The following is a 13,916-nucleotide window of genomic DNA, read 5'->3' as shown; positions in this document are numbered from 1 at the left end:
TGAAACAGCGCCCCGGCCGCCGTACGTCCGGCGTCAGATCCGCGTGACGTCCAGCTCGCCCGCCGCGTACTGCCGCCGCAGTACCTTCTTGTCGAACTTGCCGACGCTCGTCTTGGGTACCGCCTCGATGATCGTCCAGCGCTCGGGCAGCTGCCACTTGGCGATCCCGCGTTCATCGGCGAGGAAGGAGCGGAGGACCGCGAAGTCGGCCGTGGCGCCCTCCTTCAGCACCACGGTGGCCAGCGGCCGTTCGCCCCACTTCTCGTCCGGGACCGCGACGACGGCGGCCTCGGCGACCTCCGGGTGAGCCATCAGGGCGTTCTCCAGGTCCACCGACGAGATCCACTCGCCGCCGGACTTGATGACGTCCTTGGCGCGGTCGGTGAGGGTGAGGAAGCCCTCGGGGCTGATGGTGCCGACATCGCCGGTCTTGAGCCAGCCGTCCTCGCTGAACTTGTCTGCGGGACGCAGGGGTTCGGCGTCCGGACCGTTGTAGTAGGCGCCGGCGATCCACGGGCCACGCACCTCCAGTTCACCCGCGGACTCGCCGTCCCAGGGGAGCCGCTCGCCGCCGGGGCCGGTGAGGCGGGCCTCGACCCCCGCGGGGAAGCGGCCCTGGGTGAGCCGGTAGGTGAACTCCTCGTCCGTGCCGACGGCGTGGGCGGGCGGACGGGCCACCGTGCCCAGCGGAGACGTCTCGGTCATGCCCCAGGCGTGGCAGACCCGCATGCCGAGCTTGTCGAAGGCTTCCATGAGGGAGGGCGGGCAGGCGGAGCCGCCGATGGTGACCTGGGTGAGGGAGGAGACGTCGCGGGGCCGGGAGCCGAGCTCGGCGAGCAGGCCCTGCCAGATGGTGGGGACGGCGGCGGCGTGCGTGGGCCGCTCCTTCTCGATCATCTCGGCGAGGGGGGCGGGTTGCAGGAAGCGGTCCGGCATCAGCATGTTGACGCCGGTCATGAAGGTGGCGTGCGGCAGGCCCCAGGCGTTGACGTGGAACTGCGGGACCACGACGAGCGAGGTGTCCTGGTCGGTCAGGCCCATCGACTGGGCCATGTTGACCTGCATGGAGTGCAGGTAGATCGAGCGGTGGGAGTAGACGACGCCCTTGGGGTCGCCGGTGGTGCCGGAGGTGTAGCACATGGAGGCGGCCTGGCGTTCGTCGATCTCGGGCCAGTCGAACGTCGTGGGCTTGCCCGCGATCAGCTCCTCGTACTCGTGCACCTGGGCGCGCGCCCCGTCGAGGAGGGAACGGTCGCCGGGACCCGACACGACGACGTGCTCGACCGTCGGCAGCTTCGGCAGCAGCGGCGCGAGCAGCGGGAGCAGCGAGCCGTTGACGATGATCACGCGGTCGGCGGCGTGGTTGGCGATCCACACCAGCTGCTCGGCGGGCAGGCGGAGGTTGAGCGTGTGCAGGACCGCGCCCATGGAGGGGATCGCGAAGTAGGCTTCGACATGCTCGGCGTTGTTCCACATGAGGGTCGCGACCCGGTCGTCGCCCCGGACGCCGAGGTCGTCACGGAGGGCGTGCGCGAGCTGCACCGCGCGGATCCCCGCCTCGGCGAAGCTGCGGCGCTGCGGCTCGCCCTCGCCGGTCCAGGTGGTGATCCGGGACGTCCCGTGCACCAGCGCTCCATGCACGAGGATGCGGGTGACGGTCAGCGGTACGTCCTGCATGGTGCTCAGCACGGAGTCCTCCCGGGCGTCATTGCCTACGCGGCAGTAGGGGTTGCGCTGATTCTGCGCACATACCGAGCGGTATGTCACTAGGCCCCGGGATGATCGATCAAGGCCTCGGCCACCCGCCACCCGCGATCGGCGACCGGCCATCGGTCATAGGCCACCAGCCACCGGCCCTCAGCGCACCGGCGCGAGTTCGGGATCCTCGCGGAGCTTGCCCAGGGCGCGGGACACCGCCGACTTCACCGTGCCGACGGAGACACCGAGCACCTCGGCCGTCTGGGCCTCGCTCAGATCCTCGTAGTACCGCAGGACGACCATCGCCCGCTGGCGTGCGGGCAGTTTCATGATCGCGCGCCACATCGCGTCGTGCAGCGCCTGCTCTTCGGCCGGGTCCGCGGCGGGCAGGCCCTCCGGCTCGGGCAGCTCGTCACACACGAACTCGTCGACCTTGCGCTTGCGCCACTGCGAGGTCCTCGTGTTCAGCAGCGCACGGCGCACGTACCCGTCGAGCGCGCGGTGGTCCTCGATCCGGTCCCAGGCGACGTACGTCTTGGTCAGCGCGGTCTGCAGCAGGTCCTCCGCGTCGCTGGCGTTGGCGGTGAGCGACCGGGCGGTGCGCAGCAGCACCGGCTGACGGGCCTTCACATACGAGGAGAACGACGGGAACGGAAGGGTCTGCCTCGCCGGCGTGGCGGCGTCCGAAGCGCTGGTGCAGACGGGTGAGGTCATGGCTCCACGCTAGGAGCGCGCCCCTTGCGGCGGATCGGCCGCAGGTCCCGAAGACGCCTCCCCCTCAGGTTGTAGGCGGGGGGCTGCCCCCACCTCCTGGAGGTGGACGAGCGGGCGCGAACACCTGAGGGTTCACCCCTGAGGGATGGCTACGGCAGGAGCAGGCGAGCCGCGCGCGTACGGCGACCGTACCGGGCGAACGGCCCGCGCGGCCCGCGCCGCTCATCGGTCCGCCGTCAGGATCAGGCCGGAGGTGGGGACGCCGGTGCCCGCGGTGACCAGGGTCCGGGCGGCGCCGGGTATCTGGTTGACGGCCGTGCCGCGCAGTTGCCGTACGGCTTCCGCGATGCCGTTCATGCCGTGCAGGTACGCCTCCCCGAGCTGCCCTCCGTGGGTGTTCAGCGGCAGCGTCCGCGCGGCCGCGAAGTCCGCCGCCGTGCCCCGCTCGCAGAACCCGAACTCCTCCAGCTGCATCAGCACGAACGGCGTGAAGTGGTCGTACAGGATGCCCACGTCGATGTCCGCGGGGCCCATTCCCGACGTGCGCCACAGCTGGCGGGCCACCACGCCCATCTCCGGCAGGCCGGTCAGGTCGTCCCGGTAGAAGCCGGTCATCTGCTCCTGGCCGCGCCCCGCGCCCTGGGCGGCGGCCGTGACCACCGCGGGCGGGTGGGGCAGATCGCGCGCCCGTTCCAGCGAGGTGACCACCAGCGCCTGGCCGCCGTCCGTCTCCTGGCAGCAGTCGAGCAGCCGCAGTGGTTCCACGATCCAGCGGGAGGCCGCGTGGTCGGCGAGGGTGATGGGCCGGCCGTGGAAGTGGGCCGCCGGGTTCGTCGCCGCGTACGCGCGGTCGACGACGGCCACATGGCCGAACGCCTCCGGTGTCAGACCGTACGTGTACAGGTACCGCTGGGCCGCCATCGCCACCCAGGACGCCGGGGTGAGCAGCCCGAACGGCAGCGACCAGCCCAGCGCGGCCCCCTCCGCCGACGGCTCGCGGTGCTGCACCCCGGAGCCGAAGCGGCGGCCGGAGCGCTCGTTGAACGCCCGGTAGCAGACCACGACCTCGGCCACCCCGGTCGCGACCGCGAGCGCGGCCTGCTGGACGGTCGCGCACGCCGCCCCGCCGCCGTAGTGGATCCGGGAGAAGAAGGACAGCTCGCCGATGCCGGCGGCCTGGGCGACGGTGATCTCCGGGCTCGTGTCCATCGTGAACGTGACCATGCCGTCCACGTCCGCGGGCGTGAGCCCCGCGTCGTCCAGCGCCGCCCGCACCGCCTCCACGGCCAGCCGCAGCTCGCTGCGCCCGGAGTCCTTGGAGAACTCTGTGGCACCGATCCCGACGACGGCGGCCCGCCCGCCGAGGGTGTCCCTCGTCCGTATGCTCATCCGGCATCCCCGTTCGGGACGGTCACCGTGACCGTGCCGGTGACGTGCCGGCCGATGCCGTTGGCCCCGACCACCCTCACCGTGGCCGTGTCCCCGTCGACCTCCTCGACCGTGCCGGTCAGCACCATCGTGTCCCCGGGGTGATTGGGCGCGCCGAGCCGGATGGCGACCCTGCGCAGGACGGCCGCCGGGCCGAAGTGGTCCGTGACGTACCGGCCGACCAGCCCGTTGGTGGTCAGGATGTTCATGAAGATGTCGGGGGAGCCCTTCTGCCGGGCCAGCTCGGCGTCGTGGTGCACGTCCTGGTAGTCCCGGGAGGCGATCGCACCGGCCACGATCAGCGTGCGGGTGATCTCGATCTCCAGCGGCGGCAGCTCCGTCCCCGCGCGCAGCCCCCTCATGGCTCCACCCCACGGCCGCCGTCGGCGCGGAACACCGGAAGCTCCAGTTCCTCGTCGTATCGCTCGAACACCAGGCGTACGGGCATGCCGATGCGCACCTTGTCGTAGGGCACCCCGGTCACGTTGCTGACGATCCGGACGCCCTCGGCCAGCTCGATCAGGCCGACCGCGTAGGGAGGGTCGAAGGCCGGGAACGGCGGATGGTGCAGGACCACGTACGAGTAGACCGTGCCCGCGCCGCTCGCCTCGAACGTGTCCCACTCCGGGGAGCCGCACGTGTTGCACCCCGGCAGCCAGGGGAAGCGCGGGGTGCCGCAGTCGCCGCACCGCTGGATCAGCAGCCGGTGCCGGGCGACGCCCTCCCAGAAACCGGCGTTGTCCCGGTTGATCACCGGGCGGGGCCGTCTGGTGGCGGGCTCGGCGCGGGCGGGCTCGGCGCGGGCGGGTTCGCCGGCAGGCGCGTACTTGAGGATCCGGAACCGATGCGTCCCCACCGGTTCGCCGTCCACGCGCACGTCCATCCGCGTCGTCACGAAGTACCCCGTGCCGAGCCTCGTGCGCTTCTGGTCCGAGACCGACTCGATGACCGCGTCGAACGTGACCTCGTCACCGGGGCGCAGCGGCCGCAGGTACTCCTGTTCGCAGTCGGTGGCGACGACGGAGGTGCAGCCCGCCTCGTCGAGCAGGGCCGACAGCTCGTCGTACTCCTGTGTGCGCCCCGTGTGGCCGGAAAGGCCGCTCATCGTCCACACCTGGAGCATGGTGGGCGGGGCGATGGCGTCCGGGCCGGTGTACGCGGGGTCGGCGTCGCCCATCGCCTCGCACCAGTGCCGGATCATCGGCGCGTTGACCGGGTCCTTGCCGACGCCCGCGACGACGGCCGGCCGGCCCTCGTACGCCTTGAGCCGCGTGGCGAAGTCCTCCTCGAGCCGCATCGTTGCGGGCCTCCCGGATCTGGTGGCACGGTGGGTGCGAGACTTTCTGACTGTCCGTCAGATATCGGCGAGCTGTCAAGGCCGCCGCCTCTTGCGACCGAACTCTTCAGGGCACCGATTGCGTGATGGGAGCCTTCCGGGGCAGCCGGGACGCGACGGCCGGAGCGGAGGGGGTCGGATGTTCGACGGTTTCGAACTGACACGGCGCGAGGGGGACGGGGCGAGGCTGCTGGTGCGGCACGGCGGCAGCGGCCCGGCCGTGCTGCTCCTGCACGGCCATCCGCGCACCCATGCGACCTGGCACCGGGTCGCTCCGCTGCTGGCCGCCGCCGGTCACACCGTGGTCTGCCCGGACCTGCGGGGCTACGGCCGGTCCTCCAAGCCCCCGACCGACCCGGAGCACCGTCCGTACTCCAAGCGCGCCATGGCCCGGGACTGCCTGGCGGTGATGCGCGGCCTCGGACACGAGCGTTTCGCCGTGGTGGGCCATGACCGCGGCGCGTACGTGGCCACCCGTCTCACCCTGGACCACCCGGAGGCGGTGTCCGCGCTGAGCGTGCTGGACGCCGTCCCCATCGGGGAGGCGCTGGGACGCTGCGACGCGGCGTTCGCCGCGAGCTGGTGGCACTGGTTCTTCCTGGGACAGACCGACAAGCCCGCCGAGCGGGTCATCAACGCGGACCCCGACGCCTGGTACCGGGCCACCCGTGAGCAGATGGGCGCCGAGGCGTACGAGGACTACCACCGCGCCATCCACGATCCGGCCACCGTGCACGCCATGTGCGAGGACTACCGGGCCGGACTCGGCGTCGACCGGGAGCACGACGACGCCGACCGACGGGCCGGCCGGCGCGTCGCCTGCCCGTTGCAGGTGCTCTGGGCCACCCGCGACGACATGGCCGAGCTCTATGGCGACGTGCTCGGCGTCTGGCGCGGCTGGGCGGGCGACCGGCTGGAGGGCGGCCCGGTCGACAGCGGGCACCACATGGCCGAGGAGGCGCCCGAGGCGCTCGTCACCGCGCTGCGCGCCTTCTGGCGGGCGCACCAGAGCTGACCCGCCCCGGAAAACCACCCACCGGCTCACCACCCCTGGAAGCCGCCCAGCCGCCTCGAGGAGACGTCCCTGAGCCTCCTGCAGCATCCCGGAGACCTCCTGGAGCCTCCTGGAGACTCCCGGGGGACCGCCGCCCCCCTTCCCATTTTCGAACAGACGTACGAACATGGGGGCATGGCCACCACCGACCGGCAGGCCACCACCCTGGCCCTGGCCCACGCCCTGTCCGCCGCGGAGCGCGGGCTGGCGGTGATCCCGCTGTCCCGTACGAAACTGCCGGCCCTGCGTTCCCCGCACCGCGACCACCCCGACCCGACGGCACCCGTCTGCCACGGCGCATGCGGCCGTTTCGGACACGGGGTGTACGACGCCACGACCGACCCCCGCCGCATCCGCGAGCTGTTCGCCGCCGCGCCCTGGGCCACCGGCTACGGCATCGCCTGCGGTCTGCACCCCCACCACCTGATCGGCATCGACCTCGACACCAAGTCCGGCACCGACTCCTCGGCGGCCCTGCGCGAACTCGCCCTGCGCCATCTGTTCACGATCCCTGCGACGGTGGTCGTGCTCACCCCGAGCGGCGGCCGCCACCTGTGGCTGAGCGGCCCGCCGGACGTCGTCGTACCGAACTCGGCGAGCCGCCTCGCACCCGGTATCGACGTCCGGGGCGCCGGCGGCTACCTGGTCGGCCCCGGCTCGCGCACCGACCACGGCATATACAGCACGGCACCGGGCACCGCCCAACTGCCGCCCGCACCCTGCCCGCCCGCCCTGCTGCGCCTGCTCACGCCCCCACCGCGCCCGCGCCACGCCACGCCCTCGTCGGCGGGCCGGCACGGCCAGGGCCTGGTCCAGTTCGTCCTCGCGGCGCACGAGGGCCAGCGCAACACCCGCCTGTTCTGGGCCGCCTGCCGGGCCTACGAGAACGGCTTCGGCCCGGACCTGGCCCCCGCCCTCCTCGACGCGGCGATCCGCACGGGCCTCACCCCACGCGAGGCCCGCTCGACCCTGGCGTCGGCCGCACGGATGGCGGCGCAGCGCCCCTGAGACGGTTCGAGGCGGTGGTGAGAGGTGCACCCCGGTCGTCGCCGCGCGCCCGGCGACAAGGGGAAGCCCCGCCCTCGTGCTGTGCGAGGGCGGGGCTTCCAGCCGGGTCCGGGCCGCTGCTCACTGCCTGACGGTGAAGTACTGCCAGGCGCCCCAGGTGGTGAGGTTGGTGTTGTCCTTACTGCTGTGGACATACTCCGCAGCCACGCGGAACCTGCTGTTCACGGCATTGGTGAGGGACATCTGCTGGCTCCCGGTGCTGGTGGAACCAAGGGAGGCGCAGGGAGTGGTGCTCTGCGTGTGCCAGGCGCCGCTGTAGTACCGCTGCACGCGGTAGACAACGCACTGACCGGCCTTGTCGGGTGTGACGGTGACGGCGAGCTGCTCCTTGGCGGTCTGGTGGTACACGCGGTAGAGGGTGCCGCTGTAGGACATGCTCGTGTAGTAACCGGACAGTTTCTCCGAGATCGCCACATAGGTGTCCACGCTTCCGGCGACGGTCCTCGGGGAGTACTGGTAGTCGCCGGCGAACACCACGCTGAACGTGGTGTTGTGGGCGAGTTTGTAGGACGCCGTCAGATTGCCGTGGGAGTCCACCGTGCCCGACTTCACCAGGACCGCCTTGCCGCCGTACGGCTGGGCGTAGATCGCCACCGTACGCAGGTTGTAGGTCGTGCCCAGGTGGGCGGTGACCTTCGCGTACTGGCCGTATGTGTACGTCGAGCGGTCGGTGGCGATGGTCAGGGACGTGGCGGCCCGGGACACCAGGACGGTGACGGTGCGGCTGCCCGCCGTGTGTGAGACGTCGCCGCCGTAGGTCACCTTGTAGGTGTTGGCGCTGCCGGTCTGCGGGGTGTCCGCGAACCTGAACGAACCGTCCGCGGCGACCTTGGCGTCGGCGAGTGCGACACCGGACGGGTGGGCGAGGTCGGTCTTCGTCACCTTGACGACCTGACCGGCGGCGAACGGCCAGCCGGAGAGCTTGCCGAAGACCGTCAGTGTGCGCGTGCGGATGGCGGTGGCCGGAGCCGTCACAGTGACCGAGGTGGTCAGCTTGGAGACCTGCACGAGACCCGCGGTGCTCGCCGTCTCGTGGGTCTCGTCCCCCGCGTAGCTTGCGGCGTAGGTGTACGTACCCTCCGCCGGCGGAGTGTCGCTGAAGGTGAAGGAGCCGTCCGCAGCCGTCGTCACATCGCGCAGCGCCGCTCCGTTCCGCGTGAGGTGCACGAGCCGGCCCGGGGCAAGCGCCGCGGTCGACGTCAGCGTGCCGCTGACGGTCAACGGCCGGCCCGGGACACCCGTGTTCGGGGCCGTGAGGTTGAGCGAGGTCGCCGCCTTGGGCTGCGGAGCGGGGGGCGCCGCCTCGCTGACGACCAGGCCGCTCACCGTCTGCGTGTCGGCGCTGTCTCCCGTGGCCCCGGAGAAGGCGACGAGTGCGCTGGACGTCAGCGTCGGTGTCGCGTCCAGTACCTGCGTCCCGTCGATCCAGACATACACATGGCCGGCGTCCACCTGGACGTCCACCTGGTGCGTGCCCTGGCGCAGGGAGGTGCTGAGTTTCGCGACCGACTGGTAGTCGATCGTCGAGGAGTCGGCCGAACTGGAGCCCACACCCGCGAAGTTCTGCGTCCGGAGCGTGTTGTTCCAGCCGGTGCCGAACGCGATCACCACGCCCGGCCGCCCCGCGACACCGAGGCCGCTGCCGGCCGCGCCCAGTGCCGAGGCGGAGTTCTGGGCGGGGTCGAGGAGCGAGAGCGTCATTCCGGTTCCACCGCTGCCAGGACCGAACTTGGCGGTGAAGGTGGCCCGAAGGCCGTCGGTGCGGAGCGGCTTGGTGTACACCGCCGTGCCCGCCTGGTTGCCGGTGGCCGGGGTCAGCTGGACGCTGCCGTCGTCGGCGGCCACCGCCGAGCCGTTGGCCTGCCACAGCCCGTCCTTGGCCGACGTGGTGGTGGCGGTGCCGGTGCCGGTGCCCTTGACCGACACGTACATGGCGCCCTGGGCGCTGCCGTTCGCGTCGACCCCGGTCCCGGTGACTTCGTAGGAGGCGCTCATGTCCGAGGCCGAACGCGGAGTGAACGTCACGCTCTGCACGGCGGTCTGTTCGGGACCGATGACCAGGCCCTCGGACAGCTGCATCGGGCTGTTGAAGTCACCCGTCGGCGCCTTGGCCTTGGTCACCGTCACCGGGATGTTGCCGGTGTTGGTGAGGGTGAAGGAGAGCGATTTCGAGCTGCCGATCGGGACCGAGCCGAAGTCGAGCGAGCTCGTGGAGAACTGCAGGTGCCCCTGTCCCGTGATGGCCGTTCCGTTGACCGGCACGCTCAGATTGTGCGCCTCGCCGCCGCTGCTGCTGCTGATCACCAGTGCGTCGCTGTCGTCCTGGCCGCCGACCGGCGTGTAGGTGACCGAGAGCACGAACGAACCGCCGGCCGGCACGACCGTGCCCGCACTCGGCAGACCTGCGGCGGTGAACGGGCCGGTGGGCGAGTCGATCGAGTCGATCGTCTCCGCTTCGGTGCCCGTGTTGGTGATCTGCAGGTTCAGCGTCGAGGAGCTGCCGGTGGGCACGTCCCCGAAGTCCACGGCTCCCGGCGCCGCCCCGAGACCGGGCCTGGTGCCGACGCCGTGGAGTGCGAAGACCAGCTTCTGGCCGTCCGACAGGTTCGCGGTCAGCGTGCCGTTGATGCCGCCGGTGGTCGTGGGAGTGAAGCTGATCGGCACATCCAGGGTGGCATCCGTCGCCAGCGCCTTGGGCTGCTCGGCCGTGGGCACGGCGGACGGGTCGACCGAGAACGCGCCGGAGGCCTTGAGTCCGGTGATGCTGACGTCCTGCGTGGCTGTCAGCTTCATGGCGGCCGAGCTGCTGCTGCCCAGGCCGACCTGGCCGAAGTCGAGCGAGGCCGCGGTCAGGGCGGTCCTGGCCGGGCTGCCGAAACCGTAGAGCACGCCGTCCCGCGTGCCGACGTACACCTTGCCGTCGTTGGTGGTCGGAGTGCTGAACTTCGTCGCCGTGCCGATCGGGGCGGACCACAGCAGCGGCAGCAGGCCGTTGCCGTCCGGAGTGGGGCTGTAGGCACGCAGGGTGCCGTCGGCCCCGGAGGCGTTGCTCGCGGAGACCATCCACACCAGGGCACTCGAGTCGTCCGTGCCGTTGGACGTGACGACGGGAGAGCCGCTGGTGTAACCGAAGGTGTCCTGGCTCTGGCCGGTAAGGGTAAGCGCGGGCGTGCCGCCGTTGCGTACGCCGTACTTGAGCGCCCGCAGCGGACCGTAGCTGCCGACGACGTAGACATAGCCGCCGTCGCCGCCCCAGAACGCGGGGTGCCCCCACATCCCCTGGTAGGGACCGGACACGCTCACCGCGGCGTCGCCGCCCGAGGGTCCCTGGCCCATGCCACCGAGGTTGTCGCGGTCGAGCAGGAACACCCGGCCGTCCTTGCCCTGCTGGACCAGCAGATGGGGGTGTTCGCTGGTGCCGAAGCCGTCCGGCAGCGCCATCGGGGCGCCGGAGGAGATGTCCTGGTCGTTCAGGTCCAGGGTGGAGGCGTCGCTCGGGCTGAAGAAGTCGGCCGTGCTGAGGCTGTTGTCCGCGTTGACCTGGAGGCGGACGACGGACTCGGCCAGGGTTCCCTGCATGGTCTTGCCCGGCCCGGGGGCCGGGCTGATGCCGTTTCCGGTGCTGAAGAAGATCCGGCCGGAACCGTCGGAGACCAGGCCGCCGCCCGACTGCCAGATGCCGGCGCCACCTGTGCCGGTACCGGTCACCGAGGCCCACATCGAGGTGATGCTGTGTTCGGTGGTGCTCACGCCGACCACGTAGCCGCGGTACGGCCACGCGTCGCAGTGGCCGCCGAAGCCCGCGTAGACGACGCCGTCCATCAGCAGCAGGCCGGGGCGCTGCTGCTCGTAGTAGGCGTCGAAGCTGGCGCCGGGCTCATTGGCGGGGCTCCCGCCGATGGTGACCGGCCACCCGGGGAACTCGGCTCCGGACGCCGGATCCACCGCGTGCATCAGCCACTTCGGGTGGCGGTGCGTGGAGGTTCCGTCGTCGACCTTGGTGGTGAAGTAGAGGGCGTTGGTGGCGGGATCGTAGACGGGTGTCGCGGTCGCCCCCACGTTGGGCACCAGGTCACCGCAGCCGATCGCGGAGGCCGGCCACGCCGGTCCGTAGTTCTTGCTCCACTTGATCGCACCGGTGGTGCGGTCGAGGCCGTACACGGTGTTGCTCTCGGTGACCGCTATCACCTGGTCGCCCAGCACCAGCGGCTGGGCGTATATCTGCCCGTCCAATTTGGTGGCGAAGAGCCGGCCGAAGGCGGACGACTGGACGACCGCCGGGGAGAGCCCTGCTTCCTTCTGGTCCCAGTTGGTGCGCAAGTTGTCGACGCCCTGGGTGGTCTGGTCGGCCTGGGCCGACTGTACTGCCAGACCGATCGTCGTACCGATCAGTGCCGCACCGGCCACGGCGGCGATGGCGGAGAGCCATCTGCGTCGCCGGTCGCGGTGGCGGCCGCGGCGTACGGGCGCGAAAAACCCGGCCAAACCGGGACCTCCTCTGGTGTTCGCACCCGGAGTGGTCACAGGCACGGCGCGAAACGTAAAGACCAAGTGGCTGTTCTTACCATCGAATGATCGATTTCCACACCACTTGCACACACTTCGTTCTAAGATCGTCATATGCGCGGCGCGGCCCCGTCGCACCGGTGAGCTCGTCCCGTTCCCTTACGGCGACGGGCGGTCGGGCCTGCCGTTCCGCGACGGCCTGGCGTTCGAGACGCTGGTCGGGCCGCCGGCCTGACGCCCGACGAAAGCGCCGTGGTTCCGGTTCCCCGCGCGTTCTGAACCCGCCAGGGTTCAAGTCGACGACTTGAGCCGACTCACCAGCGGTAGAGCCACTGGGCCTGCGTGACCCAGGGCTCAAGGTGATCGTGGAGCTCGATGGCAGCGGAGGAAAATGCCTCAGCGGCCCGCTATGTCACCGCACCCTCTGCCGCAGCATGCCGTAGGGCCCGGTTGATCGAACTCCTGAAGCGGTGCTCAGGAGCGGTTGCGCAGGGTGGAGCGGAGCCAGCGGGCGAGCTCGGCGAAATCGTCGTCAGTAAGGGCTGCGACCGGGTCGACGCGGTGCAGCAGCGACTGCCCTTCGTGCTGCGCAGAGACCCAGAGGCGGTCCATATCGCTGATCTCGTCATCGACCCAGATGAACGAGCGGTGGCCGGCCCACGCGACAAGATGGCGGGTCTTCCAGTGCAAACCGCCCGCCTACGCCCTCTGGCGCCGACTGCCGAGCAGCTGACAGCAGTTCCGGCCAGGCGGTTCCGGGCCCCATGAAGTGGCCGTCGTCCACTGCGAGGGTTTCCGCCGCGGGCCAAGCCGGGTGATGTATCAGGTAGTCCACCCCTTGATCTCCGTCGAAATTGCGGTAGACGACGTAGATGGTGTGGCCGGAACGCAGGGGCACGCTGAACACCGGCCACTCGTGGTCGGCGGACAGTGCGCGGTAGAACTCCATGGCCGCGTCCCAGTCGGCACCGAACGCGGCTCGTTGCGCGTCCTCGCCACGCAAGCAGGTACCGAGGTGCACCGGCCAGAACAAGGGCTCGTCCAGATAGGCGCTCCCCTTGACCAAAGAGCCGCCTTCGTATCCCAGGATCTCGAGCACCCGAGGATCATGGCACGAGGCACGGACACTCCTACCTCCACCAGGTCAGCGCCCGAACCGGCCGCAAAAGCTCGCAGCTTCCCAAGATGATGGCCTACCGCCGATCTTGACCTCATCGGCCCGCTTCCCCCCAACCAGGTATCGGACCGATCACGGGTTGATGGTGTCAAGCATCGTCGTTCAGTACACCGATCTCCTGAGGACCAGCGACTACGACCTGTGGAGCCGGTTGCGGGAACTCCTGAGGGGCCAAGGAGTCGGTCCAGACCGGACGATCGTCGCCGACCTCTTGCAGGAGGGCCCCGATCACGAGGACGGCCAAGTCATCTCCGAAGACGGCAGGGTCTACAGGTTCACCCTCTTCTATGACCAAGCAGCAGAGCACGGCGCGCGCAGCGCCTACCTCCACGGCTGGACCGACATCACCGATTCCTGGCGGATCGGATCGCCGGCTACCCGAACGGCAGACGCCTTCGCTTGGATGTCTTCGCCCACCGAGTCGGGTTGACCGTCGGCGCCGGGGCGGTCATCCGCCGGCCCGGCTGAGTGTCTGACAGAAGGTACGCGTGCCCCATCCGTGCCCGAACGTGCGGGGAACCACGGTAGCGAGCGGGCAGCGGACAGCGGAACGGCCCCTGACCGTATTGCCTGGTCAGGGGCCCTTCCGGCCTGGCGGTGGGTGTGGGATTTGAACCCACGGTGGCTCGCGCCACGACGGTTTTCAAGAGCGTCGCCATGGCGTCTTCTGTACCTGCTCTGACCAGCGCACACGCCATAGTGGGATCGCTTTCATGGCCGCTTGGCCCACACATGGCCCACAGGTCGCCGACTTGCGCCCTAGTCCGAGTCCGACGACGTGGATCGGCCCGTGCGACCTGAGCCGCTGCTGGCCATGAGTACGAACTTGGCCGCTCCCAGCATGATCGCGGAGATGACGCGGACCCAGCGGGGGCCGCCGAGAGTCCCCCAAACGACGCAGACGAAGCCACCCAGGGCGAGGGCAAGAAGACCGA

At 70.5% G+C, this 13,916-nt stretch carries 10 protein-coding genes and 2 pseudogenes; 4 read left to right on the top strand and 8 right to left on the bottom strand.

What is annotated here, in order from left to right; translation table 11 throughout:
• Positions 1–33: 33 nt before the first annotated feature.
• The 5 genes from SY2F82_RS26935 to SY2F82_RS26915 all read right to left on the bottom strand — a co-directional run bounded on the left by SY2F82_RS26935 (position 34) and on the right by SY2F82_RS26915 (position 5,137).
• Positions 34–1,689 (bottom strand): long-chain fatty acid--CoA ligase, encoded by a 1,656-nt coding sequence (locus SY2F82_RS26935; protein WP_200421727.1) that lies wholly within the window; start codon positions 1,687–1,689, stop codon positions 34–36.
• A 168-nt stretch (positions 1,690–1,857) separates the two neighbouring features.
• On the bottom strand, positions 1,858–2,412 hold the full coding sequence (locus SY2F82_RS26930; protein ID WP_200421726.1) for a SigE family RNA polymerase sigma factor: 555 nt from the start codon (positions 2,410–2,412) through the stop codon (positions 1,858–1,860).
• Positions 2,413–2,634: 222 nt separating this feature from the next.
• Positions 2,635–3,801 carry a lipid-transfer protein gene (locus SY2F82_RS26925; RefSeq protein ID WP_200421725.1) on the bottom strand — a complete coding sequence of 389 codons (1,167 nt, stop codon included), beginning with the start codon at positions 3,799–3,801 and terminating at the stop codon, positions 2,635–2,637.
• Positions 3,798–4,193: a MaoC family dehydratase gene (locus SY2F82_RS26920; protein ID WP_200421835.1), complete on the bottom strand. Its 396-nt coding sequence runs from the start codon at positions 4,191–4,193 to the stop codon at positions 3,798–3,800. Before SY2F82_RS26920 ends, SY2F82_RS26925 begins: the two co-directional genes overlap by 4 nt.
• A gap of 5 nt (positions 4,194–4,198) precedes the next feature.
• Positions 4,199–5,137 (bottom strand): bifunctional MaoC family dehydratase N-terminal/OB-fold nucleic acid binding domain-containing protein, encoded by a 939-nt coding sequence (locus tag SY2F82_RS26915; protein WP_200421724.1) that lies wholly within the window; start codon positions 5,135–5,137, stop codon positions 4,199–4,201.
• 178 nt (positions 5,138–5,315) lie between these two features.
• Here SY2F82_RS26915 and SY2F82_RS26910 point away from each other — a divergent pair, with 178 nt between their 5' ends.
• Both SY2F82_RS26910 and SY2F82_RS26905 read left to right on the top strand, forming a co-directional pair.
• On the top strand, positions 5,316–6,191 hold the full coding sequence (locus tag SY2F82_RS26910) for an alpha/beta fold hydrolase (RefSeq protein ID WP_200421723.1): 876 nt from the start codon (positions 5,316–5,318) through the stop codon (positions 6,189–6,191).
• A gap of 174 nt (positions 6,192–6,365) precedes the next feature.
• Positions 6,366–7,238 (top strand): bifunctional DNA primase/polymerase, encoded by an 873-nt coding sequence (locus SY2F82_RS26905; protein ID WP_200421722.1) that lies wholly within the window; start codon positions 6,366–6,368, stop codon positions 7,236–7,238.
• Positions 7,239–7,358: 120 nt separating this feature from the next.
• Here SY2F82_RS26905 and SY2F82_RS26900 read toward each other — a convergent pair whose 3' ends face one another.
• On the bottom strand, positions 7,359–11,783 hold the full coding sequence (locus SY2F82_RS26900) for a choice-of-anchor D domain-containing protein (RefSeq protein ID WP_236041812.1): 4,425 nt from the start codon (positions 11,781–11,783) through the stop codon (positions 7,359–7,361).
• A gap of 151 nt (positions 11,784–11,934) precedes the next feature.
• On the opposite strand from SY2F82_RS26900, the pseudogene SY2F82_RS39135 reads away from it, so the two are divergent.
• Positions 11,935–12,039, top strand: a pseudogene (locus SY2F82_RS39135) (GNAT family N-acetyltransferase); the annotation flags it as partial.
• A gap of 239 nt (positions 12,040–12,278) precedes the next feature.
• On the opposite strand, the pseudogene SY2F82_RS26895 reads toward SY2F82_RS39135, so the two are convergent.
• Both SY2F82_RS26895 and SY2F82_RS26890 read right to left on the bottom strand, forming a co-directional pair.
• Positions 12,279–12,497: pseudogene (locus SY2F82_RS26895) on the bottom strand (hypothetical protein); the annotation flags it as partial.
• Positions 12,430–12,903 (bottom strand): hypothetical protein, encoded by a 474-nt coding sequence (locus SY2F82_RS26890; RefSeq protein ID WP_236041811.1) that lies wholly within the window; start codon positions 12,901–12,903, stop codon positions 12,430–12,432. The gene SY2F82_RS26890 and the pseudogene SY2F82_RS26895, both read right to left, overlap by 68 nt.
• 160 nt (positions 12,904–13,063) lie before the next feature.
• On the opposite strand from SY2F82_RS26890, the gene SY2F82_RS26885 reads away from it, so the two are divergent.
• Positions 13,064–13,411 carry a hypothetical protein gene (locus tag SY2F82_RS26885; protein WP_200421720.1) on the top strand — a complete coding sequence of 116 codons (348 nt, stop codon included), beginning with the start codon at positions 13,064–13,066 and terminating at the stop codon, positions 13,409–13,411.
• Positions 13,412–13,916 lie beyond the last annotated feature (505 nt).

Origin of the sequence: Streptomyces sp. Y2F8-2 (assembly GCF_014905555.1) — a bacterium.
Lineage (GTDB): Bacteria > Actinomycetota > Actinomycetes > Streptomycetales > Streptomycetaceae > Streptomyces > Streptomyces cynarae.
The sequence above is the reverse complement of the archived record's forward strand: the minus strand, read 5'-3'. Positions and strand labels throughout refer to the sequence as shown.